Annotated in this window: 34 protein-coding genes and 2 pseudogenes; 34 read left to right on the top strand and 2 right to left on the bottom strand. The window is 70.3% G+C overall.

Features of this window, described 5'->3' with window-relative positions; genetic code table 11:
• Positions 1–188 precede the first annotated feature (188 nt).
• The 31 genes and pseudogenes from rplC (at position 189) to VMN58_00810 (ending at position 16728) form a co-directional block, all read left to right on the top strand.
• Positions 189–830, top strand: coding sequence for a 50S ribosomal protein L3 (rplC, locus tag VMN58_00960; protein HUF31759.1), 642 nt, complete (start codon positions 189–191; stop codon positions 828–830).
• Entirely contained in the window at positions 830–1516 is a 687-nt protein-coding gene (gene rplD, locus VMN58_00955; protein ID HUF31758.1) for a 50S ribosomal protein L4, read from the top strand. Before rplC ends, rplD begins: the two co-directional genes overlap by 1 nt.
• Positions 1516–1803 carry a 50S ribosomal protein L23 gene (rplW, locus tag VMN58_00950; GenBank protein HUF31757.1) on the top strand — a complete coding sequence of 96 codons (288 nt, stop codon included), beginning with the start codon at positions 1516–1518 and terminating at the stop codon, positions 1801–1803. Before rplD ends, rplW begins: the two co-directional genes overlap by 1 nt.
• A gap of 7 nt (positions 1804–1810) precedes the next feature.
• A complete protein-coding gene (gene rplB, locus VMN58_00945; GenBank protein HUF31756.1) occupies positions 1811–2647 on the top strand; it encodes a 50S ribosomal protein L2 in 837 nt (278 codons plus the stop codon).
• A gap of 15 nt (positions 2648–2662) precedes the next feature.
• Positions 2663–2941 carry a 30S ribosomal protein S19 gene (rpsS, locus tag VMN58_00940; GenBank protein ID HUF31755.1) on the top strand — a complete coding sequence of 93 codons (279 nt, stop codon included), beginning with the start codon at positions 2663–2665 and terminating at the stop codon, positions 2939–2941.
• Between the two features lie 70 nt (positions 2942–3011).
• A pseudogene (rplV, locus tag VMN58_00935) lies at positions 3012–3362 on the top strand (50S ribosomal protein L22).
• Positions 3363–3754: 392 nt separating this feature from the next.
• Positions 3755–4387, top strand: a pseudogene (gene rpsC / locus VMN58_00930) (30S ribosomal protein S3).
• 311 nt (positions 4388–4698) lie between these two features.
• Positions 4699–5121: a 50S ribosomal protein L16 gene (gene rplP / locus VMN58_00925; protein HUF31754.1), complete on the top strand. Its 423-nt coding sequence runs from the start codon at positions 4699–4701 to the stop codon at positions 5119–5121.
• Positions 5121–5348, top strand: coding sequence for a 50S ribosomal protein L29 (gene rpmC, locus VMN58_00920; GenBank protein HUF31753.1), 228 nt, complete (start codon positions 5121–5123; stop codon positions 5346–5348). Before rplP ends, rpmC begins: the two co-directional genes overlap by 1 nt.
• Complete coding sequence (gene rpsQ, locus VMN58_00915; GenBank protein HUF31752.1) at positions 5341–5628, top strand: 30S ribosomal protein S17; 288 nt, start codon at positions 5341–5343, stop codon at positions 5626–5628. Before rpmC ends, rpsQ begins: the two co-directional genes overlap by 8 nt.
• Positions 5625–5993 (top strand): 50S ribosomal protein L14, encoded by a 369-nt coding sequence (rplN, locus tag VMN58_00910; protein ID HUF31751.1) that lies wholly within the window; start codon positions 5625–5627, stop codon positions 5991–5993. The genes rpsQ and rplN overlap by 4 nt, the downstream gene beginning before the upstream one ends.
• On the top strand, positions 5993–6316 hold the full coding sequence (rplX, locus tag VMN58_00905) for a 50S ribosomal protein L24 (protein HUF31750.1): 324 nt from the start codon (positions 5993–5995) through the stop codon (positions 6314–6316). The genes rplN and rplX overlap by 1 nt, the downstream gene beginning before the upstream one ends.
• Positions 6316–6903, top strand: coding sequence for a 50S ribosomal protein L5 (gene rplE / locus VMN58_00900; GenBank protein ID HUF31749.1), 588 nt, complete (start codon positions 6316–6318; stop codon positions 6901–6903). Before rplX ends, rplE begins: the two co-directional genes overlap by 1 nt.
• A gap of 14 nt (positions 6904–6917) precedes the next feature.
• Positions 6918–7103, top strand: a complete 186-nt coding sequence (locus VMN58_00895) for a type Z 30S ribosomal protein S14 (protein ID HUF31748.1) — start codon at positions 6918–6920, stop codon at positions 7101–7103.
• Between the two features lie 11 nt (positions 7104–7114).
• Positions 7115–7519: a 30S ribosomal protein S8 gene (gene rpsH / locus VMN58_00890; protein ID HUF31747.1), complete on the top strand. Its 405-nt coding sequence runs from the start codon at positions 7115–7117 to the stop codon at positions 7517–7519.
• A gap of 36 nt (positions 7520–7555) precedes the next feature.
• Positions 7556–8095 carry a 50S ribosomal protein L6 gene (gene rplF, locus VMN58_00885; GenBank protein HUF31746.1) on the top strand — a complete coding sequence of 180 codons (540 nt, stop codon included), beginning with the start codon at positions 7556–7558 and terminating at the stop codon, positions 8093–8095.
• Positions 8096–8098: 3 nt separating this feature from the next.
• Complete coding sequence (rplR, locus tag VMN58_00880; GenBank protein ID HUF31745.1) at positions 8099–8461, top strand: 50S ribosomal protein L18; 363 nt, start codon at positions 8099–8101, stop codon at positions 8459–8461.
• 3 nt (positions 8462–8464) lie between these two features.
• Entirely contained in the window at positions 8465–9028 is a 564-nt protein-coding gene (rpsE, locus tag VMN58_00875; GenBank protein HUF31744.1) for a 30S ribosomal protein S5, read from the top strand.
• Positions 9028–9210 (top strand): 50S ribosomal protein L30, encoded by a 183-nt coding sequence (gene rpmD / locus VMN58_00870; GenBank protein HUF31743.1) that lies wholly within the window; start codon positions 9028–9030, stop codon positions 9208–9210. The genes rpsE and rpmD overlap by 1 nt, the downstream gene beginning before the upstream one ends.
• Positions 9207–9695, top strand: coding sequence for a 50S ribosomal protein L15 (gene rplO / locus VMN58_00865; protein HUF31742.1), 489 nt, complete (start codon positions 9207–9209; stop codon positions 9693–9695). Before rpmD ends, rplO begins: the two co-directional genes overlap by 4 nt.
• A 79-nt stretch (positions 9696–9774) precedes the next feature.
• Positions 9775–11064, top strand: a complete 1290-nt coding sequence (gene secY, locus VMN58_00860) for a preprotein translocase subunit SecY (GenBank protein ID HUF31741.1) — start codon at positions 9775–9777, stop codon at positions 11062–11064.
• Positions 11065–11110: 46 nt separating this feature from the next.
• The gene (locus VMN58_00855) at positions 11111–11779 is read left to right on the top strand and encodes an adenylate kinase (protein ID HUF31740.1); all 669 of its coding nucleotides are present in this window, start codon (positions 11111–11113) and stop codon (positions 11777–11779) included.
• Between the two features lie 130 nt (positions 11780–11909).
• Positions 11910–12134 (top strand): translation initiation factor IF-1, encoded by a 225-nt coding sequence (infA, locus tag VMN58_00850; protein ID HUF31739.1) that lies wholly within the window; start codon positions 11910–11912, stop codon positions 12132–12134.
• A gap of 17 nt (positions 12135–12151) precedes the next feature.
• Positions 12152–12265, top strand: coding sequence for a 50S ribosomal protein L36 (rpmJ, locus tag VMN58_00845; protein HUF31738.1), 114 nt, complete (start codon positions 12152–12154; stop codon positions 12263–12265).
• Positions 12266–12268: 3 nt separating this feature from the next.
• The gene (gene rpsM / locus VMN58_00840) at positions 12269–12646 is read left to right on the top strand and encodes a 30S ribosomal protein S13 (protein HUF31737.1); all 378 of its coding nucleotides are present in this window, start codon (positions 12269–12271) and stop codon (positions 12644–12646) included.
• Positions 12646–13044: a 30S ribosomal protein S11 gene (rpsK, locus tag VMN58_00835; GenBank protein HUF31736.1), complete on the top strand. Its 399-nt coding sequence runs from the start codon at positions 12646–12648 to the stop codon at positions 13042–13044. Before rpsM ends, rpsK begins: the two co-directional genes overlap by 1 nt.
• Position 13045: 1 nt before the next feature.
• The gene (gene rpsD / locus VMN58_00830; protein ID HUF31735.1) at positions 13046–13675 is read left to right on the top strand and encodes a 30S ribosomal protein S4; all 630 of its coding nucleotides are present in this window, start codon (positions 13046–13048) and stop codon (positions 13673–13675) included.
• A 53-nt stretch (positions 13676–13728) separates the two neighbouring features.
• Complete coding sequence (locus VMN58_00825) at positions 13729–14667, top strand: DNA-directed RNA polymerase subunit alpha (protein ID HUF31734.1); 939 nt, start codon at positions 13729–13731, stop codon at positions 14665–14667.
• 2 nt (positions 14668–14669) lie between these two features.
• A complete protein-coding gene (gene rplQ / locus VMN58_00820; GenBank protein ID HUF31733.1) occupies positions 14670–15032 on the top strand; it encodes a 50S ribosomal protein L17 in 363 nt (120 codons plus the stop codon).
• Positions 15033–15082: 50 nt separating this feature from the next.
• Positions 15083–15907 carry a tRNA pseudouridine(38-40) synthase TruA gene (truA, locus tag VMN58_00815; protein HUF31732.1) on the top strand — a complete coding sequence of 275 codons (825 nt, stop codon included), beginning with the start codon at positions 15083–15085 and terminating at the stop codon, positions 15905–15907.
• A gap of 353 nt (positions 15908–16260) precedes the next feature.
• Positions 16261–16728: a hypothetical protein gene (locus VMN58_00810; GenBank protein ID HUF31731.1), complete on the top strand. Its 468-nt coding sequence runs from the start codon at positions 16261–16263 to the stop codon at positions 16726–16728.
• 139 nt (positions 16729–16867) lie between these two features.
• Here the strand turns inward: VMN58_00810 and VMN58_00805 are convergent, their stop codons facing one another.
• Together VMN58_00805 and ilvA are read right to left on the bottom strand one after the other, a co-directional pair.
• Positions 16868–17218 carry a hypothetical protein gene (locus VMN58_00805; protein ID HUF31730.1) on the bottom strand — a complete coding sequence of 117 codons (351 nt, stop codon included), beginning with the start codon at positions 17216–17218 and terminating at the stop codon, positions 16868–16870.
• A gap of 295 nt (positions 17219–17513) precedes the next feature.
• Entirely contained in the window at positions 17514–18716 is a 1203-nt protein-coding gene (gene ilvA, locus VMN58_00800; protein ID HUF31729.1) for a threonine ammonia-lyase, read from the bottom strand.
• Between the two features lie 159 nt (positions 18717–18875).
• Here ilvA and rplM point away from each other — a divergent pair, with 159 nt between their 5' ends.
• The 3 genes from rplM to glmM are packed head-to-tail and all read left to right on the top strand — an operon-like array spanning position 18876 to position 21106.
• Positions 18876–19334, top strand: a complete 459-nt coding sequence (gene rplM, locus VMN58_00795) for a 50S ribosomal protein L13 (protein ID HUF31728.1) — start codon at positions 18876–18878, stop codon at positions 19332–19334.
• 7 nt (positions 19335–19341) lie between these two features.
• Positions 19342–19731 (top strand): 30S ribosomal protein S9, encoded by a 390-nt coding sequence (gene rpsI / locus VMN58_00790; protein HUF31727.1) that lies wholly within the window; start codon positions 19342–19344, stop codon positions 19729–19731.
• A 22-nt stretch (positions 19732–19753) separates the two neighbouring features.
• Positions 19754–21106, top strand: a complete 1353-nt coding sequence (gene glmM / locus VMN58_00785) for a phosphoglucosamine mutase (protein HUF31726.1) — start codon at positions 19754–19756, stop codon at positions 21104–21106.
• Positions 21107–21148: the final 42 nt, after the last annotated feature.

Genomic DNA, 21148 nt, shown 5'->3' with positions numbered 1-21148 from the left:
CGCCGGACTTGGTGGGCGGGCTCTTGCCCCTCTATCATCGCAACCCGTGCCCGGGGTGGACCCCGGGCACGCCGCACGAACTGACGTCCGGGCCGGTCCTCCGGGATACCGCACGGCACAACCTGACCAGCGCTCCGCCGGGCTCGCCCGAGCGGAGCGCTCGCGTGAACGAGAAAGACACGAGCCTCATGGCGAACAAAGCGATCGTGGGCACCAAGGTGGGCATGACGCAGGTCTGGGACGACCAGAACCGCATCGTGCCTGTCACCATGTTGCAGGTCACCCCGGCTCGCGTGGTGCAGATCAAGCGCCCCGACACCGACGGGTACAGCGCCCTGCAGGTCACCTATGGGACCAAGAAGGTCAAGTCGCTCACCAAGCCCGAGGCCGGTCACTTCGACAAGGGCGGCGTCGAGCCCGGCGTCCGCCTCGTCGAGCTCCGCCTCGACGACACGAGTGACTACGAGGTCGGCCAGGAGCTCGCCGCCGACATCCTCAGCGCCGGCGACCTCGTCGACGTCACCGCCGTCAGCAAGGGCAAGGGCTTCGCCGGTGCGATGAAGCGCCACAACTTCTCCGGCCAGCGAGCCTCCCACGGTGCCCACCGCGTGCACCGCGCTCCGGGCTCCATCGGTGGTGCCTCCACCCCGGGTCGTGTCTTCAAGGGCACCCGGATGGCCGGGCGCATGGGCGCCGAGAAGGTCACCACCCTCAACCTCGAGGTGGTCTCGGCCGACGCCGAGCGCAACGTCGTGCTGGTCCGGGGCTCCGTGCCCGGCCCCCGCGGCGGCCTCGTCCTCATCCGCGACGCCGTGAAGGGCGGGAAGTGATGGCATCCGTCACCGTCAGGGACCGCACCGGGGCCGACGCCGGCACCGTCGAGCTCGACGAGTCGGCCTTCGGTCGCACGCCGAACATCCCCCTCATGCACCAGGTCGTGGTGGCCCAGCTGGCTGCGGCCCGCTCGGGCACCCAGTCGACCCTCACCCGGGCCGAGGCCCGGGGTGGTGGCGCCAAGCCGTGGCGCCAGAAGGGCACCGGCCGTGCCCGCCAGGGCTCCATCCGCTCGCCGCAGTGGCGCGGCGGTGGTGTGGCCCTCGGTCCCAAGCCCCGCTCCTACAAGCAGCGCACGCCCAAGAAGATGGTGCGTGCCGCCCTGTGGTCGGCGCTGTCCGACCGGGCCGCCGACGGCAAGGTCGCCGTGGTCTCGTCCTGGGACTTCGCCACCCCGAGCACCAGGGAGGCCAAGGCCTCCCTGGCCGCCATCGGCGCCACCGGACGGGTCCTGGTGGTCCTCGACCGCGGCGACGAGGTCGCCTACAAGAGCTTCCGCAACCTCCCCGAGGTCCACTGCCTCCTCGAGAGCGAGCTGAACGCCTACGACGTGCTCTGCAGCGACGTGGTCGTCTTCACCCGCGAGACCCTGCCCATGGGCGGCACCGCGGTCGAGGCCGAGGCTGCCGCCGAGGGCACTCCGGTGACCGTGGCTGCCGCCACCGAAGGGGAGGAGGCCTGATGGACCCCCGCGACGTCATCATCGAGCCGATCGTGAGCGAGAAGTCCTACGCGCTCCTCGACACCGGCGCCTACACCTTCCGGGTCCACCCCGACGCCAACAAGGTCGAGATCCGGCAGGCCGTCGAGTCGATCTTCGACGTCACCGTGTCCAAGGTGAACACCATCAACCGCAAGGGCAAGCGCAAGCGCAACCGCCGGACGTCCACGTTCGGCAAGCGCCCGGACACCAAGCGCGCCATCGTGACCCTGGTCGAGGGCGACGTCATCGACCTCTTCGAGAGCTAGGCCAGCCATGCCCATCCGCAGCCGCAAGCCCACCAGCCCCGGACGCCGGTTCCAGACCGTCTCGGACTTCTCCGAGATCACCAAGGACCGCCCCGAGAAGGCCCTCCTCGCGCCCAAGTCGAACACCGGCGGGCGCAACAGCTACGGGCGCAAGACCTCGCGCCACCGTGGAGGCGGCCACAAGCGCGCCTACCGCATCATCGACTTCAAGCGGGTCAAGGACGGCGTGCCGGCCAAGGTCGCCGCCGTGGAGTACGACCCCAACCGGAACTGCCGGATCCTCCTGCTGAACTACTACGACGGCGAGAAGCGCTACGTCCTCGCCCCCAACCGGGTGAAGGTCGGCGACGTCCTGCAGAACGGCCAGGGCTCCGAGATCCGCCCCGGCAACTGCCTGCCGATGCGCTACATCCCGGTCGGCACCACGGTCCACAACGTGGAGCTCAAGCCCGGCGGCGGGGGCAAGATGGCCCGCAGCGCCGGCTCGAGCGTCCAGCTCGTGGCCAAGGAGGGCGACTACGCCACCCTGCGCCTCCCGAGCACCGAGATGCGCCGTGTGCCCATCGACTGCCGCGCCACCGTCGGCGAGGTCGGCAACGCCGAGGCCGACCTGATCAAGATCGGCAAGGCCGGCCGGAACCGCTGGAAGGGCAAGCGCCCGCAGACCCGCGGTGTGGCCATGAACCCCGTCGACCACCCGCTCGGTGGTGGCGAGGGCAAGACCTCCGGTGGTCGCCACCCCGTGTCCCCCTGGGGCAAGCCCGAGGGTCGTACCCGGTCGAAGAACAAGGAGTCCGACAAGCTCATCGTCCGCCGTCGCCGCACACGCGGCTCGCGGCGGTAGGGGCAGGAGACAGCCATGCCGCGCAGCCTGAAGAAGGGCCCGTTCGTCGACGACCACCTCCTCAAGAAGGTGGACGCCCTCAACGAGGCCAACGAGAAGAAGGTCATCAAGACCTGGTCCCGCCGCTCCACCATCATCCCGGAGATGGTCGGTCACACGGTGGCCGTCCACGACGGCCGCAAGCACGTGCCCGTCTACATCACCGAGTCGATGGTCGGCCACAAGCTGGGCGAGTTCGCTCCGACGCGCACCTTCCGGTTCCACGCCGGCCAGGAGCGAGGTGGTCGCCGATGATGCGGTCCGACGTGAGCCTGCGGTCGGCGACCTCCGAGCGACCCAGTGATGCAGAGCGAGGTGGTCGCCGATGACCGCCACCAAGACCAACGAGCGCCCGGGCACCCGCGCCCAGGCCCGCCACGTCCGCATGTCGGCCAGCAAGGCCCGGGCCGTCCTCGACCTCATCCGGGGCAAGGACGTCCGCACCGCGGATGAGATCCTCCAGTTCTCCGAGCGCGACGCCGCCATCGCGGTCCGCAAGGTGCTGGCCTCGGCCATCGCCAACGCCGAGCACAACGACGAGCAGATCGGCGACGACCTCTTCGTGGCCTCCTGCTTCGCCGACGAGGGCCGGACCATGCGCCGCTTCCGTCCCCGGGCCCGCGGCCGTGCCACCCGCATCCGCAAGCGCTCCTGCCACATCACCGTGATCGTGGCCCGCCTCTCCGAAGACGAGCTTGAGCGCCGGCGCACCCGGGACGCTTCCCGCCCCGGCAGCCGTGCCGCTCGTCGCGCCGGCCAGGACGCCGCCGAGGAGCGCCGTCGCCGGACCGGAAGAAGCCGTGGTGAGGCCACCGAGGAGCCCACCGCCTCCGACGTCGCCGACGTCGAGGACGCCGAGGGCATCGTCGACCAGCAGGCGCCCGCCGTCGCCCAGGCCGATGACGCCGCCACCACCGAGCCCACGGACGCCGAGCCCACCGACGCCGAGCCCACCGACGCCGACGTCGCCGACGTCGCCGTCGCCGACGTCGACGTCGAGGACGCCGAGGACACCAGTACGGAAGACGTCAGCACGGAAGAGGACGCCAGCAAGGAAGAGGACAAGTAATGGGTCAGAAGGTCAACCCCTACGGGTTCCGGCTCGGCGTCACCACCGAGTGGAAGTCGCGCTGGTTCTCCGAGAAGGAGTACACCGACTACCTCATCGAGGACTGGCACATCCGCGACTACCTGATGACGCAGCTGCCCCACGCCGCCATCAGCCGCGTGGAGATCGAGCGCACCCGCGACCGCCTCCGGGTCGACGTGCACACCGCCCGCCCCGGCATCGTCATCGGCCGCCGTGGCAGCGAGGCCGACCGCCTCCGCGCCGGGCTCACCAAGATCACCGGCAACGCCAAGGTCCAGCTCAACATCCAGGAGATCAAGCAGCCCGAGCTCGACGCCGCCCTCATCGCCCAGGGTGTCGCCGACCAGCTCGCCGGCCGCGTGAACTTCCGCCGGGCCATGAAGCGCGCCGTGCAGAACGCCCAGAAGGCAGGGGTCCTCGGCATCCGGGTCCAGTGCTCCGGCCGCCTGAACGGCGCCGAGATGAGCCGCACTGAGTGGTACCGCGAAGGTCGGGTGCCGCTGCACACGCTGCGCGCCGACATCGACTACGGCTTCCGCGAGGCGCGCACCACCTACGGCCGCATCGGCGTCAAGGTCTGGATCTACAAGGGCGACATCCTCCCCTACAAGACCTCCGGTGACGACAAGGCCACCCGCGAGGCTCAGATGGCCGTCGGCGAGACCGCCGGTGGGCCCGAGCGTCCCCGCAAGGTCGTCTCCGCCGGCGGCGGCCGCCGCCTCGGCGACGCTGCCGAGGGTGGCGTCACCCCTGCCACCGGCACCCCCGGTGCCACCGGCGCCCAAGGCGAGGACGACCCCATCATCAAGGAGGCCGATCCCGAGCTGGAGCGCCTCCTCGCCGAGGAGGAGGAGATCGAGCGCCTCACCAAGGCGTCCGAGCACCACGAGGCGCCGCACTTCCGTCCCGGGGAGGCCGACTGATGCTGATGCCCAAGAAGGTCAAGCACCGCAAGCACCACCGCGGGCGCATGACCGGTGCCGCCAAGGGAGCCACGACCGTCACGTTCGGCGAGTACGGGATCCAGGCCCTCGAGCCCGGGTGGATCACCGCCCGCCAGATCGAGGCCGCCCGCATCGCCATGACCCGCCACGTCAAGCGCGGCGGCAAGGTCTGGATCAACGTCTTCCCCGACAAGCCCGTCACCGAGAAGCCCGCCGAGACCCGCATGGGCTCGGGCAAGGGCAACCCGGAGCGCTGGGTGGCCGTGGTCAAGCCCGGCCGCATCATGTTCGAGCTGGCCGGCGTCAACGAGGAGCTGGCACGGGGCGCCATGGAGCGCGCCATCCAGAAGCTCCCGATCCGTGCCCGTTTCGTCACCCGAGCCATGGCTGAGGAGGTCTGATGGCATCCCCCGCCGACGAGCTGCGTGACCTGGGCGACGACGAGCTGATCACCCGCCTGGCCGACTCCAAGCAGGAGCTGTTCAACCTCCGGTTCCAGCACGTGACCGGCCAGCTCGACAACAGCACCCGTCTCGGCTCGGTCCGCAAGGACATCGCCCGCATCAACACCGTGCTGCGCCAGCGAGAGATCGCTGCCGCGGAGGCCCTGGAGGCCACGAATGGCTGACGCCACCACCGAGAACGACGCGGAGTCCCGCCCCAACGCACGCAAGGTGCGCGAGGGGATCGTCGACTCCGTCAAGATGGACAAGACCGTCGTGGTCAAGGTCGTCGACCGCGTGCGCCACCGGCGCTACGCCAAGACGGTCCAGCGCACCAAGGCGCTCTACGTCCACGACGAGGCCAACGACGCCCGCCCCGGCGACCGCGTCCGCGTCCAGGAGACGCGCCCGCTGTCCAAGCTGAAGCGCTGGCGCCTCCTCGAGGTCCTGGAGCGTGCACGATGATTCAGCAGGAGTCGCGTCTTCGCGTGGCCGACAACTCCGGCGCCAAGGAGATCCTCTGCATCAAGGTGCTGGGCGGATCCAGGCGCCGGTACGCCTCGATCGGTGACACCATCGTGGCGACCGTCAAGGACGCCATCCCCGGTGCCGCCGTGAAGAAGGGCGATGTCGTGAAGTGCGTGGTCGTGCGCGTGAAGAAGGAGAAGCGTCGTCCCGACGGCTCCTACATCCGCTTCGACGAGAACGCCGCCGTGCTCATCAACGACCAGCAGCAGCCGCGCGGCACGCGCATCTTCGGCCCCGTCGGTCGCGAGCTGCGCGACAAGAAGTTCATGCGCATCGTCTCACTCGCCCCTGAGGTCCTCTGATGTCGACCAACAAGCTCAAGATCGTCAAGGGTGACCGCGTCCGCGTCCTGTCGGGCAAGGACCGCGGCAAGGAGGGCGTGGTCATGCGCGCCCTGCCGGCCGACGGCAAGGTCATCGTCGAGGGCGTCAACACCGCCAAGAAGCACCAGCGGCCCACCCGCATGACCATGCAGGGCGGGATCATCGACAAGGACATGCCGATCGACGTGTCGAACGTCGCCGTCATCAGCCCGAAGGACGGGAAGCCCACCCGCGTGGGCTACCGCTTCGACGACAACGGCAACAAGGTCCGCATCTGCAAGCGCACGGGAGCCGAGCTCTGATGGCCGACATCACCACCGCCCCCGCCGCCCAGCGTCCCCGCCTGCTTCGCCGCTACAACGACGAGATCCGGGCCCAGCTGCAGGAGCAGCTCGGCCTGGGCAACGTCATGCAGGTGCCCCGCTTGTCGAAGATCGTCGTCAACATGGGCGTCGGCGACGCCGTCGGCCAGCCCTCGCTGCTCGAGGGAGCTGTCGAGGACCTGACCCGGATCGCCGGCCAGCGGGCCGTCGTCACCCGGGCCCGCAAGTCGCTCGCCGGCTTCAAGCTCCGCGAGGGCAACGCCATCGGCACCAAGGTCACCCTGCGGGGCGACCGCATGTGGGAGTTCTTCGACCGGCTCGTCGCCCTCGCCATCCCCCGCATCCGCGACTTCCGGGGCCTGCCCCCGAACAGCTTCGACGGGAACGGCAACTACACGTTCGGCGTCACCGAGCAGCTCATCTTCCCTGAGATCGACTACGACAAGGTCACCTCGACCCAGGGCATGGACATCACGATCGTGACCACCGCCAAGACCGACGCCGAGGGGCGGGCTCTGCTCGATGCCTTCGGCTTCCCATTCCGTCGCGACGGCCAGCAGCAGTAGGAGACCAGGCTCATATGGCCAAGAAGGCACTCATCGAGAAGCAGAAGCGCACACCGAAGTACAAGGTGCGCGGCTACACGCGCTGCCGGCGTTGCGGCCGTCCGCGCGCCGTGTTCCGGAAGTTCGGGCTGTGCCGCATCTGCCTGCGCGAGATGGTCCACGCCGGCGAGGTTCCCGGCGTCACCAAGGCGAGCTGGTAGGGGAGGCCGACATGTCCATGACCGATCCCATCGCCGACATGCTCACGCGGATCCGCAACGGCAACGTGGCGTTCCACGACGACGTGCGCATGCCCTCGTCCAAGCTCAAGCAAGCCCTCGCCGAGATCCTCCAGCGTGAGGGCTACATCGAGGGCTACGACGTCGCTGACCACCCGACCCGTCCGGGTCAGGAGCTCATCGTCCACATGAAGTACACGCCCGAGCGCGTGCGCACCATCTCCGGGATGAAGCGGGTGTCGAAGCCCGGCCTGCGGGTCTACCGCAAGGCCGACGACATGCCCCGCGTCCTCGGAGGTCTCGGTGTCGCGGTGCTCTCGACCAGTCAGGGGCTCATGACCGACCGTGAGGCGCGCAAGCGCCACATGGGCGGCGAAGTCCTCTGCTACGTGTGGTGAGGGAGCTGTCATGAGTACCTTGCCGGAGGCAAGCCAGTGAGCAGAGTCGGAAAGGCGCCGATCACCATCCCGTCGGGCGTCGACATCACCATCGCGGGACGCCACATCACGGTGAAGGGCCCCAAGGGGATGCTCGAGCGCGACGTGCCCGAGCCCATCACCCTCCGCCAGGAGGGTGATGAGGTCCTCATCGAGCGCCCCAACGACGAGCGCGCCAGCCGGGCCCTCCACGGCCTGGTCCGCTCCCTCGTCGCCAACATGGTCACCGGGGTGACCGAGGGCTACTCCAAGGAGCTCGAGATCGTGGGCGTGGGCTACCGCGCCACCCCCGCCGGCCCCTCCAAGATCAACCTCGCCCTCGGCTTCAGCCACCCCGTGTCGGTCGATGCCCCCGAGGGCATCACCTTCGAGGTGCCGCAGCCGACCCGCATCGTGGTCGCCGGCATCGACAAGGAGGCCGTCGGCCAGGTCGCCGCCAACATCCGCAAGATCCGCAAGCCCGAGCCCTACAAGGGCAAGGGCGTCCGCTACGCCGGCGAGCGCGTGCTGCGCAAGGCCGGGAAGGCAGCGAAGTAGAGCATGAGCGCCAACAAGAGCAGGCACATCGGTCGCCTCCGCCGTCACCGGCGGGTGCGCAAGAAGGTCCAAGGCACTGCCGAACGGCCGCGCCTGGCGGTGTTCCGTTCGAACCGCCACATCGCCGTGCAGGTCATCGACGACCGCGCCGGCCGCACCCTCGCCGCCGCCTCCACCCTCGAGGCCGACCTCAAGGGTGACGCCACCGGCGGCATCGAAGCCGCAACCAAGGTCGGTGCCCTCGTGGCCCAGCGGGCCAAGGACGCCGGCATCACCAAGGTCGTCTTCGACCGCGGTGGTTACATCTATCACGGACGTATCGCAGCGGTGGCAGACGCCGCCCGCGACGCCGGACTGGAGTTCTGAGCCATGGCCCCCTTCAACGAAGCGCAGCTGCGCGACAGCCGCCTGATCACCCGCCCCCGGCGCGTGGCCAAGGTGGTCAAGGGCGGACGCCGCTTCCAGTTCGCCGCCCTCGTGGTGATCGGCGACGGTGCCGGCCGGGTCGGCCTCGGCTACGGCAAGGCCCGTGAGGTGCCGCTCGCCATCCAGAAGGGCACCGAGGACGCCAAGAAGAACCTCTTCGAGGTGGCGCTCGCCGGCTCCACGATCATCCACCCCGTGCTCGGCGAGTTCGGTGCCGCCCGCGTGCTCATGAAGCCCGCCGCCCCCGGCACCGGGGTGATCGCCGGCGGTGCCGCCCGTGTCATCCTCGAGGAGGCCGGGATCCACGACGTGCTCTGCAAGTCGCTCGGCTCGTCCAACCACATCAACGTGGCGCGGGCCACCATCCAGGGCCTGCAGTCGCTCAAGCGCCCCGACGTGATCGCCCGCATGCGCGGCAAGACGCCCGAGGAGGTCACCCCGAAGGGCTTGCTCGACGCCTACAACGAGACCAACCGGGGTGCCCACGTGCCCACCGAGGTGGCCTGATGGCCATCAAGGTGACCCAGGTCCGCTCCGCCATCGGCACGAAGCCGAAGCACCGCGGCACGCTGCGTGCTCTCGGTCTCGGTCGGATCGGCAAGAGCAACGTCCTGCCCGACCGTCCCGAGATCCGCGGCATGATCGCCCGCGTCCCCCACCTGATCAACGTCGAGGAGGACCAGTCGTGAAGGTCCATGATCTCCAGCCCGCCGAGGGCGCCAAGACCCGCCGCAAGCGCATGGCGCGCGGCATCGCCGGCAGGGGCGGCAAGACCGCCGGCCGTGGCACCAAGGGCCAGCGCGCCCGCAACACCGTCCGCCCGGGCTTCGAGGGCGGTCAGATGCCGCTGCAGCGCCGGGTCCCGAAGCTCAAGGGCTTCAACAACCCGTTCCGCGTCGAGTACGTCGTGGTGAACCTCGACGGCCTCGAGACGTTCGAGGGCAGCGACATCACCCCCGAGACCCTCCGCGCCAAGGGCGTCGTCCCCAAGCGCGGCATGGTCAAGGTCCTCGGGCGTGGGGAGCTGACCCGTGCCGTCAACGTGAAGGCCCACGCCTTCTCGGCGTCGGCCGAGGCAGCCATCACCGCCGCAGGCGGTACGGTAGAGGTCCTGCCGCCCCCGTTCGGGAACGGTCGGCCGCCGGCGAAGGGCAACGCCCTCACCAACCGGTAGCGCACGCCCCGCGGGGTCGCACGACCCGCACCGACCGAGTCACAGCCCAGGAGGCGTGGTGCTTTCCAGCCTGCGGAACATGTTCAAGGTCCCGGACCTGCGGAACAAGATCCTCTTCGTCCTGCTCATCATCGGCCTCTATCGCTTCGGGGCCTTCGTCCCGACGCCGGGGATCGACTTCCAGGCGGTGCAGGACCTCGAGGCAGCGGCGGCCCAGGGCGGCGCGCTGGGATTCCTGCAGCTGTTCTCCGGCGGAGCGCTCACCCGGTTCGCCGTGTTCGGGCTCGGGATCATGCCGTACATCACGGCGTCGATCATCATGCAGGTGCTCGCCGTGGTGATCCCCAAGCTCGAGCAGTGGCGCGAGCAGGGCGCGGTGGGCCAGAAGAAGATCACCCAGTGGACCCGCTACCTCACCGTGGCGCTGGCGATCCTCCAGTCCACCGGCCTCGCCTTCCTCTTCTCCACCCCCGGCGCCGGCGGCCTCCTCGGAGACAGCCCGATCGTGCTCATCCCCGACCGCGACATCGGGACCCTCAGCCTGGTGATCCTCTCGCTGACCGCCGGCACCGCCCTGCTCATGTGGATGGGCGAGCTCATCACCCAGCGGGGCATCGGCAACGGCATGTCGCTGCTGATCTTCGCCTCGGTGGTGTCGATCCTGCCCAGCGAGGCCACCCGGATCTTCCAGGTCAACGGCGCCATCGTGCTGTCGATCTGCATGGCCGTCGTGCTCGCCATCCTCGCCTCCATCGTCTTCGTCAACGAGGGCCAGCGGCGCATCCCCGTCCAGTTCGCCAAGCGGGTGGTGGGCCGTCGCCAGTACGGGGGCCAGAGCAGCTACATCCCGCTCAAGGTCAACCAGTCGGGCGTGATCCCCATCATCTTCGCCAGCTCGGTGCTGTACCTGCCGGTGCTGATGACCAACATCCTCCCGGCGGGCAGCGGCTGGGACGGCGTGCGCGCCTGGATCGAGAACAACCTGCTCCGCCAGGACGCCATCGCCTACATCGTGATCTTCGGCCTGATGATCATCTTCTTCGCCTACTTCTACACCGCCATCACCTTCGACCCCGTCAAGCAGGCCGACACCATCCGCAAGCAAGGCGGGTTCATCCCCGGCATCCGCCCCGGGCCCCAGACCGAGCGGCACCTGGCCAAGATCCTGTCCCGCATCACCCTGCCGGGTGCCCTCTTCATCGCCTCGATCGCCCTCATCCCGTCCATCGCCCTGGCGGTGTTCGGCATCGAGGCGTTCAACGGCTTCGGTGGCATCTCGCTCCTCATCGCGGTGGGTGTGGCCCTCGAGACGATGAAGCAGATCGACAGCCAGCTGATGATGCGGAACTACGAGAGCTTCCTGAAGTAGTGCGGACGTTCCTGATGCCCCCGCTCGAGCGCGCGGCGGCCCGGCCATGATCCCCGGCGCCCGCCTGATCGTCCTCGGACGCCAGGGGGCCGGCAAGGGGACGCAGTGCGTGCGGCTGTCCCGCCACTACGTGGTGCCCCACATCTCCACGGGCGACATGCTCCGCTCCGCCGTCCGGGAGGACACCGAGCTCGGCCGCCGGGCCACGGAGTTCATGGACGCCGGCGACCTGCTCCCCGACGACGTCATCGTGGGGATCATCGACGAGCGCCTCGAAAAGGACGACACCCGCACCCGAGGCTTCATCCTCGACGGCTTCCCCCGCACCGTGAGCCAGGCAGAGTCGCTCCTGTCGATCACCCAGCCGCGAGGCATCGACCTGGCGGTGAACCTCGAGGTCCCCACCGATGTCGTGCTGGCCCGCCTCGCCGCCCGGCGGGTGTGCACCGACTGCGGCGCCAACTACTCCGTCGACCAGCCGCCCAAGTACCCCTGGACCTGCGACATCTGCGGAGGCGACGTGGTGCAGCGGGGCGACGACACCGAGGACGCCATCCGCCGCCGCCTCGACCTCTACGAGCGAGAGACCGCCCCCCTGGTGGCGTGGTTCGAGGAGCGTGACCTGCTCAACGAGGTCGATGGGATGGGCGACCCTGACGAGGTCACCGCCCGCCTGATCCGCTCCATCGACCGCCACCGCGAGCAGCGGCGGTGAGCGGGGCCCTCTAGCACAGGCATTTTGGTGGTGGGGGGATGGGCCGCTAGCATTGCTCTTCGGCCCGGGGGCTCCAGCGCGTGTGCGCAGGTCCGCCGTGCGCCTTCGTTCCTCGAGGAAGGTCTGAACACTGGCAAAGCCCAAGGAAGACGCGATCGTGCTGGAGGGCAAGGTCACCGAGCCGCTCCCCAACGCGATGTTCCGAGTCGAGCTCGACAACGGTCACGAAGTGCTCGCTCACATCTCGGGGAAGATGCGGATGCACTACATCCGGATCCTGCCCGGAGACCGCGTCCAGGTGGAGCTCACGCCGTACGACCTCACCCGTGGGCGCATCACCTACCGGTACAAGTAGAACCGTTCCGAGGAACCATGAAAGTTCGTCCCAGCGTCAAGAAGATCTGCGAGAAGTGCAAGGTGATCCGCCGCCATGGCAGCGTCCGGGTCATCTGCACCAACCCGCGGCACAAGCAGCGGCAGGGGTAGCCAATGGCACGAATCTCAGGCGTCGACATCCCGCGCGAGAAGCGCGTCACCGTCTCGCTCACCTATGTCTTCGGCATCGGCCCGACGACCGCGACCCAGATCTGCGAGGCGGTCGGCATCGACCCCGGCACGCGCGTTCGCGACCTCACCGACGAGGAGGTCAACAAGATCCGCCAGTGGGTCGACCAGAACCTCAAGGTCGAGGGTGACCTGCGCCGCGAGGTGTCCACCGACATCAAGCGGAAGATGGAGATCTCCTGCTACCAGGGCCTGCGCCACCGTCGCGGCCTCCCGGTGCGCGGCCAGCGCACCCACACCAACGCCCGCACGCGCAAGGGTCCCAAGAAGACCGTCGCCGGCAAGAAGAAGGTCCGCAAGTAATGGCGAAGCCCAAGCCCGGGGGCCGACGCCCCCGCCGTCGCGAGCGAAAGAACGTCACCTACGGGGTGGCGCACATCAAGAGCTCGTTCAACAACACGATCATCTCGATCTCCGACCAGGAGGGCAACGTGGTGGCGTGGGCCTCTGCCGGCAACGTGGGCTTCAAGGGCTCGCGCAAGTCGACGCCCTTCGCTGCCCAGATGGCCGCCGAGCAGTGTGCCCGCCGGGCCATGGAGCACGGTGTCCGCAAGGTCGACGTCCTGGTCAAGGGCCCCGGCTCCGGCCGTGAGACGGCCATCCGGTCCATCATGAACGCCGGCATCGAGGTCTCGGGGATCAAGGACGTCACGCCCGTGCCGCACAACGGTTGCCGCCCGCCGAAGCGTCGGAGGGTCTGACATGGCGCGATACACCGGTCCCGTCTGCCGTCTCTGCCGGCGGGAGAAGATGAAGCTGTTCCTCAAGGGCGCCAAGTGCGACACCATGAAGTGCCCGATCGAGCGGCGCCCGTACCCGCCCGGCGACCACGGCCGGACGCAGCTCCGCCGCAAGGACTCCGAGTACCTCGTCCAGCTCCGTGAGAAGCAGAAGGCCCGTCGCATCTACGGCCTCATGGAGAAGCAGTTCCGCAACCTGTACCAGGAGGCGAACCGCCAGAAGGGCGTCACCGGCGAGAACCTGCTGCGCATGCTCGAGCTCCGCCTCGACAACGTCGCCTACCGCGCCGGCTGGGGCTCCAGCCGCTCGCAGGCCCGTCAGCTCGTCCGCCACGGTCACATCAAGGTCAACGGTCGTCGGGTCACCATCCCGAGCTACCAGGTCCGCAAGGGCGAGGTCATCGAGCTCGCCGACAAGGCAAAGGCCATGATCGTGATCCGTCACAACATCGAGACCATCGACCGGTCCACCCCGCCGTGGCTCGAGACCGGTGGCGAAGGTGCCCAGGTGACGGTGCGTGACCTCCCGATGCGCGAGCACATCGACGTGCCCGTGCGTGAACAGCTCATCGTCGAGCTCTACTCCAAGTAGCGCTCGGCCCTCCCGACCGCAGCACCCGCCGAGAACCGCGAAGGAAGCCGCACATGCTCGTCATCCAGCGCCCGACCGTCGAGCCGCTGAGCGAGGCCGAGGGGAACCGCCAGCGGTTCGCCATCAGCCCGCTCGAGCCCGGCTTCGGCCACACGCTGGGCAACTCGCTCCGCCGCACGCTGCTGTCCTCGATCCCCGGCGCCGCCGTGACCCAGGTCCGCTTCGACGATTCGCTCCACGAGTTCGCCACCATCGCCGGCGTCACCGAGGATGTCACCGACATCATCTTGAACCTCAAGGACCTCGTCATCACGTGTGAGAGCGACGAGCCCGTGACCCTGCGCCTCGACGTGAAGGGACCTGCCGAGGTCACCGCCGCCGACATCGCCACGACCGCCGACGTCGAGATCCTCAACGGCGACCTCCACCTGGCGTCGCTCAACGACAAGGCCCGCCTGGCGGTCGACATCACCGTCGAGCGCGGCCGGGGCTACACCTCGGCCGAGCGGAACAAGAAGAGCGAGACGATCGGCGTCATCCCAATCGACTCGATCTTCTCCCCGGTCCGCCGGGTCACCTTCGACGTGGAGCCCACCCGCGTCGAGCAGGCCACCAACTTCGACCGCCTCAAGCTCGACATCGAGACCGATGGCTCCATCACGCCCCGCGAGGCTCTCGCCTCTGCCGGCGCCACCCTCACCTCGCTGGTGGAGCTGGTCGCCAACATGAGCGATGACCCCCAGGGCCTCGAGCTCGGCGAGGTCGGCACCGCCGTCTCGGGCTCGCCCGACCTCGAGCTCCCGATCGAGGACCTCGACCTGTCGGAGCGTCCCCGCAACTGCCTCAAGCGGGCCCAGGTCAACACCGTTGGCGAGCTGCTCGACAAGACCGAGGACGACCTGCTCGCCATCACCAACTTCGGCCAGAAGTCGCTGGACGAGGTCGTCCAGAAGCTCGACGAGCGCGGCCTGTCGCTGCGCACCAAGGAGTAGCAATGGCTGGCAAGCCCGGTACCCCGACCAAGGGCCGCCGCTTCGGCGGCTCCGCTGCCCACCAGAGGTCGATGTTCGCCAACCTCACCGCGTCGTTGATCGCGGCCGAGGGCATCGTCACCACGGAGGCCAAGGCCAAGGCGCTGCGCCCGGTGGCCGAGAAGCTGGTGACCAAGGCCAAGAAGGGCGGGTTGCACCAGCACCGCCAGGTCGTCTCGTTCCTGGGTGACAAGGAGATGACCACCAAGCTCTTCGAGGAGATCGCGCCGCGCTACGAGCACCGCAACGGCGGCTACACCCGCATCCTCAAGCTCGGCCCGCGCCACGGCGACAACGCGCCGATGGCTCGCATCGAGTTCGTCTGATCGACCCGGCCGCGGCCCGGCTTCGGCCGAGGCCCGCCGACGGACGACCGTTGACCCTCTTCGAGGACGAAGGAACCGCACCGACGGGCCCCACGGGCCCGTCGGTCCGCGTCCGGCTGCTGGTGGCCTACGACGGGCGGGGCTTCTCCGGCTTTGCCGTCAACCCCGGGGTCACCACCGTCGGCGGCACGCTGGTGGCGGCCATCGAGCGGGTGCTGCGCCACCCCGTCACCATCACCTGCGCCGGTCGCACCGATGCCGGTGTCCACGGGTGGGGCCAGGTCGTCACCTTCGACGCCTCCGCCGAGGGCCTCGACCTCGTCGCCCTCCAGCGGTCCGTGAACAAGCTGTGCGCCCCCCGGATCGTGGTGCGCGAAGCGGACGTGGCTCCAGCCGGCTTCGACGCCCGCCACTCGGCCACGGCGCGCCACTACCGGTACACCGTCGTGAACCGACCGGTGCCCGATCCCTTCCTGGTCGGCACCGCCTGGCACGTCGCCGCCCCGCTCGACCTCGCCTCGATGCGGCTCGGTTGCGATCCCCTCATCGGTGAGCACGACTTCGCTTCGTTCTGCCGGCGTCCGAGGGTAGGGGCCGAGGTCGAGCCGCCGTCGCTGGTGCGCCGGGTCACCGACGCCCGCTGGCTGGACCTCGGCGAGGGGGTCCTCCGCTTCGAGATCTCGGCCTCGTCGTTCTGCCAGCAGATGGTCCGCGCCGTGGTCGGCACCCTCGTGGAGGTCGGTTTCGGTCGGAAGCGGGCGGGCGACGTGCGCGGCATCCTCGATGCTCGGGACCGCAGTCGGGCCGGCGAGCTGGCGCCGCCGCACGGCCTGTGCCTCTGGCACGTCTCCTACCCGGACGGGCCGGCGATCTGAGGCGTTCGTTCCCCTGGCGGGAGCGGCGTGCGAGGCTGTTCGTCATGAGCGACCAGCCTCCCGCGTCACCGGGTGACCCGTCCGAGTACCCGGGCTACGGGCAGGTCCCGCCTCCCGGCGCCGGCTCGCCTCCCGGCGCCGGGTCGCCTCCCCCAGCTGGCCCGCCTCCAGGTGTTGGTCGGCCTCCCGACGCCGGCTGGCCTCCCTCCCCGGCCGGGGGATCCGCCGTCGCCGGGCACGGGGCCTGGCCCCCGCCGGGCGCGCCGGCCGCGCCGACTGGAGGAGCCTCATCGCCACGCGGCTTCTCGAGGCTGGCGGCGACGCCGCCGGCTCACCTGGTCTCGGCCGCCCTCGTGGTCGCCGGGGGCCTCGCCCTGGTGGCGGTGCTCCTCGCCATGGCCAGCAACGCCGGTGGCGTCCTCGGGGTCCGCGGGGGCGGGTTCCCCTTCGAGTTCGGCTTCTTCGAGCGTGTCCAGCTCGGCACGAGGGGCCTGTCCGTTCCGCTGCTGCTGCTGGTGCCGCTGGCCATCCACCTCGCGTGCACGCCCGGCGACCCCGGGCGTGACCCCACCGACGATGGCCTCCCGAGGATGGTGATCACGGTGGCCACGGTGATCGCCGCCGCCTTCGCCTTCCTCGTGGCACTGCGGCTGGTGGCCAACCTCGTCGGCGAGGAGCTCTTCATCGCCGCCGGCGGCGGCGTGGGGACCCGGGCCGCGGCCGTCGTCTACGACCTCGCCGCCCTCGTCGTGGCGGTGGCGGCGACCGCCTGGGGCGCCCGCCGGTTGCAGGGCGACGCCCAGGGGCCTCCCGTGACCTGACCCGCGGGCGTCCCGGGTCGTAGCCGTGGCGTCCACCGCGATGCGCTGATCAGGCGTTGGGTCCATCCCGTTCCACGTTGCACCGAAAGGTGGTGCCGGAGCGGACCGCGCTGTTGTCGCCGACGGGTCCTGGGCGGCCTCAGGCGGGGAGCGGGGGGCTGATGGCCCAGAGCTCGGCCGCCCGGCCCTCCTCGTCGAAGCGGATCACCTGGACGGCCGTGGTGGGCTCGGGTCGAAGGTCGGACTCCACCCGGAGCGTGCAGGTCACGAAGGGTCCCTCGGCGAGCGCGTCGATCAGCTCGGAGCGCATGTGGACCTGTTCGACGAGGTCGATGAACTTGGTGCGGACCTCGTCCTCGCCCTGCGCATCGATGGCGAGCGTCGGCACGTGGACAGCGAAGTCGTCGGTGTGCGGCATGTCGAGCATGGCTCCCATGCCGCGGTCGGCGATCTCCTTGAAGCCGGCTTGGACGGTGTCGATGTTGGACACGTGAAACCCCCCTCTGACGGGCCCGCGCGGGCCCGTCAGGGGATTGTGCGCCGCTCGTCATCGTCGCACAAGGGGGAACCTGCCGTCTGGCGTGGTGCCCGGTCGAGCCCTTTCGGTGCAACGTGGAACATGGCGGATCCACTGCCCTGTCTCGCTCAGGCCGTTCGGTGCAACGTGGAACGGGGCGAACAGATTCCCGTCGAGGCCGGTGTGGGCGAGGGAGCGGCGCGACCGCGAGGGGGTCAGTAGCGGTTGAGGATGCCGCTCCGCCTCGCCTCGCTCCGCCTCGCCTCGCTCAGCCGACCACGTCGACCCGGAGGCCGTCGGCGACGAGGGCGGCCACCACGTCGTCGCGGTGGACCGGCCCACGGGTCTCGAGGGTCAGGAGGACCTCCACCTCGTCGACACCGAGGTCTGCCCCGGTGCGGTGGTGCTCCACCGAGAGCACGTTGAGCTCGAGGTCGGCCACCCGCTGTGTGAGGGCGGCGAGGGAGCCCGGGCGGTCGCCGAGGACGATGCGCAACATGAGGTAGCGCCCGGCCGACGAGAGCCCGTGGTCGATGAGCTTCACGAGGAGCAGCGGGTCGACGTTGCCACCCGAGAGGACGGCCACGACCGGACCGGTGCCGGGAACGAGCCCGGCGAGGACGGCGGCGAGGGAGACGGCGCCGGCCGGCTCCACCACGGCCTTGGCCCGCTCGAGCAGCAGGACCAGCGCCTGGCTGATCTGCTCCTCGGTGACCGTGACCACGTCGTCGACGTAGGCACGCACGTGGGCAAACGTCAGCGGGCTCGGGCAACGGAGGGCGATGCCGTCGGCCATGGTGCGCACCGCGGGCAGGGTGACGCAGCGGCCGGCGTCGAGCGAGGCGCGCATCGACGCCGCGCCGACGGCCTCCACGCCGATCACCCGCACCCCCGGTCGGAGGTGGGCGAGGGCGACCGCCATCCCCGAGATCAGCCCGCCCCCGCCGACGGGGACCACCACCACCTCGGCGTTGGGGGCTTCTTCGGCGACCTCCATGCCGACGGTGCCCTGGCCGGCGATCACCAGGGGGTGGTCGAAGGGGGGCACGAGGGTGGCGCCGGTCTCGGAGGCGTGGGCGAGCGCCGCCTCGAGGGCGTCGTCGACGGTGTGCCCGGCGAATCGCACCTCGGCGCCGTAGCCGCGGACGGCGTCGACCTTCGGCAGGGCGGCCCCGGTGGGCATGAAGATCGTGGCCGGGATCCCGCTCACGGACGCGGCGAGCGCCACGCCCTGGCCGTGGTTGCCGGCGGACGCAGCGACCACCCCGGGCACGGTGGCCGGGTCGAGGCGCGACACCAGGTTGTGAGCGCCGCGCACCTTGTAGGACCCGGTTCGCTGCAGGTGCTCGGGCTTGAGCAGGAGCTCGCGCCCGGCCACCCTGGACAGCGAGTGGGCGCGCACCACGGGTGTCGGCCGGATCACCGACCGCACCCGCTGGTGGGCGTCGCGAAGGTCCTCGAAGGTGATCACGTCGTGTGCGAGGCTACCGGCGGCTCCTCCGCCGGGTCGGCGGGAGGGCCCGTCGCGCCCGGTTTGTGGGGCGGGGACCCGGCCCGTAGGATGACCGACCGTCCCGTCAGCCGGGCGCGCCCCGTCGGGCCGCAGCACCGGTGCAGTGAGGAAGGTCTCGTGAGCACGTTCACCCCCACCCCAGCCGACATCACCCGTGCGTGGCACGTCGTCGATGCCGACGGCATGGTCCTCGGCCGGCTGGCCACCGAGGTCGCCCGCATCCTCCGGGGCAAGCACAAGCCGATCTTCGCCCCCCACGTCGACACCGGCGACCACGTGATCATCGTCAACGCCGACAAGGTCGTGCTCTCCTCCGACAAGGCGTCGAAGAAGTTCGCTTACCACCACTCCGGCTACCCGGGCGGGCTCCGCCGGACCAGCTACACCCGGATGATGGCCGAGAAGCCCCAGGTCGCCGTGCACAAGGCCGTCAAGGGCATGCTGCCGAAGAACCGCCTCGGCCGGGCCATGATCAGCAAGCTCAAGGTCTACGCCGGCCCCGACCACCCGCACGCGGCCCAGGGCCCCGTCGCCCTCGACCTGCCCGGCGCCCGTCGCCAGCTCTCGGAGAAGTGAGGAAGCGTTGAAGCCGCTCACCCAGACCACCGGCCGCCGCAAGCAGGCCATCGCCCGAGTCCGCCTCCACGGCGGCGAGGGCACCATCACCGTGAACAAGCGGTCGCTGGCGGAGTACTTCCCGTCCGAGACGCACCAGATGATCATCACCGAGCCGCTGCGCCTCACCACCACCGACGAGATGTACAACGTCGACTGCAAGATCATCGGTGGCGGCATCTCCGGCCAGGCAGGCGCCCTGCGCCTCGGCATCGCCCGAGCGCTGATCGAGCTCGACCCCGAGCTGCGGACCACCCTCAAGCGAGCCGGCTTCCTCACGCGCGACTCCCGTGAGAAGGAGTCCAAGAAGTACGGGCTCAAGAAGGCCCGCAAGGCACCGCAGTACTCCAAGCGCTAGTCCGCTCCCCGGTGCCACCGGCATGACGCTGCGCTTCGGCACCGACGGCATCCGTGGCGTCGCCAACGTCGAGCTCACCCCTGAGCTCGTCCTGGCGCTCGGCCGCGCCACTGCCACGGTGCTGGGCGGAGGACGCGTCCTCGTGGCGCGCGACACCCGCCGCTCGGGGCCGCTTCTCGAGGCCGCGCTGGTGGCGGGGCTCACCGCCGAGGGCTGCGACGTTGAGCGCCTCGGGGTCCTGCCCACCCCCGGCGTGGCCTGGATGGCCGCCACCGAGGGCGTGGCGGGCGCGATGATCTCGGCGTCGCACAACCCCTTCGCCGACAACGGCGTGAAGCTCTTCGTCCCCGGGGGCCGCAAGGTCGACGATGCCACCCAGACCGCGCTCGAGGCCGCGCTCGACCGCTTCCTCGACCAGGGCGGCCCGACCGGCCCGACCGGCGAGCGGCGGGGAGCGGAGGTGGGCGCCGTCACCGACGGGGGCGAGGCGGCGGCCGCCCGCTACCTCGAGTCGCTGGTGGCCAGCCTCGAGGGGCGCGACCTCGCCGGCCTCCACGTGGTGCTCGACTGCGCCAACGGGGCGGCGTCGTCGGTGGCGCCCCGGGCCGTGGGCCAACTCGGCGCGCGCGTCGAGGTGATCGCCGCCGAGCCCGACGGCGTCAACATCAACGAGGGGTGTGGCTCGAACCACCCCGAGGCGCTCCAGGCCGCCGTGGTGGCGGCCGGCGCCGACCTCGGCCTCGCCTTCGATGGAGACGCCGACCGCGTGGTCGCCGTCGACCACACCGGCGCCCTCGTCGACGGCGACCACCTGATCGCCATGTGCGCCGTCGACCTCGCGGCGCGCGATCGGCTCGCCGGTCGCACGGTCGTCGTCACCGTCATGACCAACCTGGGGTTCCGCCTCGCCATGGCCCGCGCCGGCATCGAGGTGGTGGAGACGGCGGTGGGCGACCGCCACGTGCTCGAGGCGCTCGAGGAGGGCGGCTGGTCGCTCGGCGGCGAGCAGTCGGGCCACGTCATCTTCCGGGACCTCGCCACCACCGGCGACGGGACCCTCACCGGCCTCCAGATCCTCGACCTGGTCCGGCGGTCGGGGCGCACGCTCGCCGACCTCGCCGCCGGGGCCATGACCCGCCTGCCCCAGGTGCTCGTGAACGTGGCCGTCGCGCGCCGGCGGCCCGACGTGGCCGAGGCGGTGGCCGGTGAGATCGCAGCGGTGGAGGCCGCGCTCGGCGAGCCCGGCCGGGTGCTCATTCGCCCGAGCGGCACCGAGCCGGTGGTGCGGGTGATGGTGGAGGCACCCACCGCGGCCGCCGCCGAGGACGGCGCCCGACGCCTGGCCACCGCCGTGGAGGCGGCCTGCGAGCACTGACCGCCACGTGGCCCCCGTACACTCGGACGGCCCCTGCGAGAC

The organism is Acidimicrobiales bacterium, assembly GCA_035512495.1.
Taxonomy (GTDB): domain Bacteria; phylum Actinomycetota; class Acidimicrobiia; order Acidimicrobiales; family CADCSY01; genus DATKDW01.
The sequence above is the reverse complement of the archived record's forward strand: the minus strand, read 5'-3'. Positions and strand labels throughout refer to the sequence as shown.

Coding starts and splice junctions, on each gene's coding strand:
- rpmC (HUF31753.1), top strand. CDS start 5,121: ATGGCATCCCCCGCCGACGAGCTGCGTGACCTGGGCGACGACGAGCTG.
- rplP (HUF31754.1), top strand. CDS start 4,699: ATGCTGATGCCCAAGAAGGTCAAGCACCGCAAGCACCACCGCGGGCGC.
- rplQ (HUF31733.1), top strand. CDS start 14,670: ATGGCTGGCAAGCCCGGTACCCCGACCAAGGGCCGCCGCTTCGGCGGC.
- glmM (HUF31726.1), top strand. CDS start 19,754: ATGACGCTGCGCTTCGGCACCGACGGCATCCGTGGCGTCGCCAACGTC.
- rpsE (HUF31744.1), top strand. CDS start 8,465: ATGGCCCCCTTCAACGAAGCGCAGCTGCGCGACAGCCGCCTGATCACC.
- VMN58_00855 (HUF31740.1), top strand. CDS start 11,111: ATGATCCCCGGCGCCCGCCTGATCGTCCTCGGACGCCAGGGGGCCGGC.
- rplC (HUF31759.1), top strand. CDS start 189: ATGGCGAACAAAGCGATCGTGGGCACCAAGGTGGGCATGACGCAGGTC.
- rpsH (HUF31747.1), top strand. CDS start 7,115: ATGTCCATGACCGATCCCATCGCCGACATGCTCACGCGGATCCGCAAC.
- rpsK (HUF31736.1), top strand. CDS start 12,646: ATGGCGAAGCCCAAGCCCGGGGGCCGACGCCCCCGCCGTCGCGAGCGA.
- secY (HUF31741.1), top strand. CDS start 9,775: ATGTTCAAGGTCCCGGACCTGCGGAACAAGATCCTCTTCGTCCTGCTC.
- rplE (HUF31749.1), top strand. CDS start 6,316: ATGGCCGACATCACCACCGCCCCCGCCGCCCAGCGTCCCCGCCTGCTT.
- rpsD (HUF31735.1), top strand. CDS start 13,046: ATGGCGCGATACACCGGTCCCGTCTGCCGTCTCTGCCGGCGGGAGAAG.
- rplR (HUF31745.1), top strand. CDS start 8,099: ATGAGCGCCAACAAGAGCAGGCACATCGGTCGCCTCCGCCGTCACCGG.
- VMN58_00895 (HUF31748.1), top strand. CDS start 6,918: ATGGCCAAGAAGGCACTCATCGAGAAGCAGAAGCGCACACCGAAGTAC.
- rpmJ (HUF31738.1), top strand. CDS start 12,152: ATGAAAGTTCGTCCCAGCGTCAAGAAGATCTGCGAGAAGTGCAAGGTG.
- rpsS (HUF31755.1), top strand. CDS start 2,663: ATGCCGCGCAGCCTGAAGAAGGGCCCGTTCGTCGACGACCACCTCCTC.
- rplX (HUF31750.1), top strand. CDS start 5,993: ATGTCGACCAACAAGCTCAAGATCGTCAAGGGTGACCGCGTCCGCGTC.
- rplW (HUF31757.1), top strand. CDS start 1,516: ATGGACCCCCGCGACGTCATCATCGAGCCGATCGTGAGCGAGAAGTCC.
- rplN (HUF31751.1), top strand. CDS start 5,625: ATGATTCAGCAGGAGTCGCGTCTTCGCGTGGCCGACAACTCCGGCGCC.
- rpsM (HUF31737.1), top strand. CDS start 12,269: ATGGCACGAATCTCAGGCGTCGACATCCCGCGCGAGAAGCGCGTCACC.
- rpmD (HUF31743.1), top strand. CDS start 9,028: ATGGCCATCAAGGTGACCCAGGTCCGCTCCGCCATCGGCACGAAGCCG.
- VMN58_00825 (HUF31734.1), top strand. CDS start 13,729: ATGCTCGTCATCCAGCGCCCGACCGTCGAGCCGCTGAGCGAGGCCGAG.
- rplD (HUF31758.1), top strand. CDS start 830: ATGGCATCCGTCACCGTCAGGGACCGCACCGGGGCCGACGCCGGCACC.
- rpsQ (HUF31752.1), top strand. CDS start 5,341: ATGGCTGACGCCACCACCGAGAACGACGCGGAGTCCCGCCCCAACGCA.
- rplB (HUF31756.1), top strand. CDS start 1,811: ATGCCCATCCGCAGCCGCAAGCCCACCAGCCCCGGACGCCGGTTCCAG.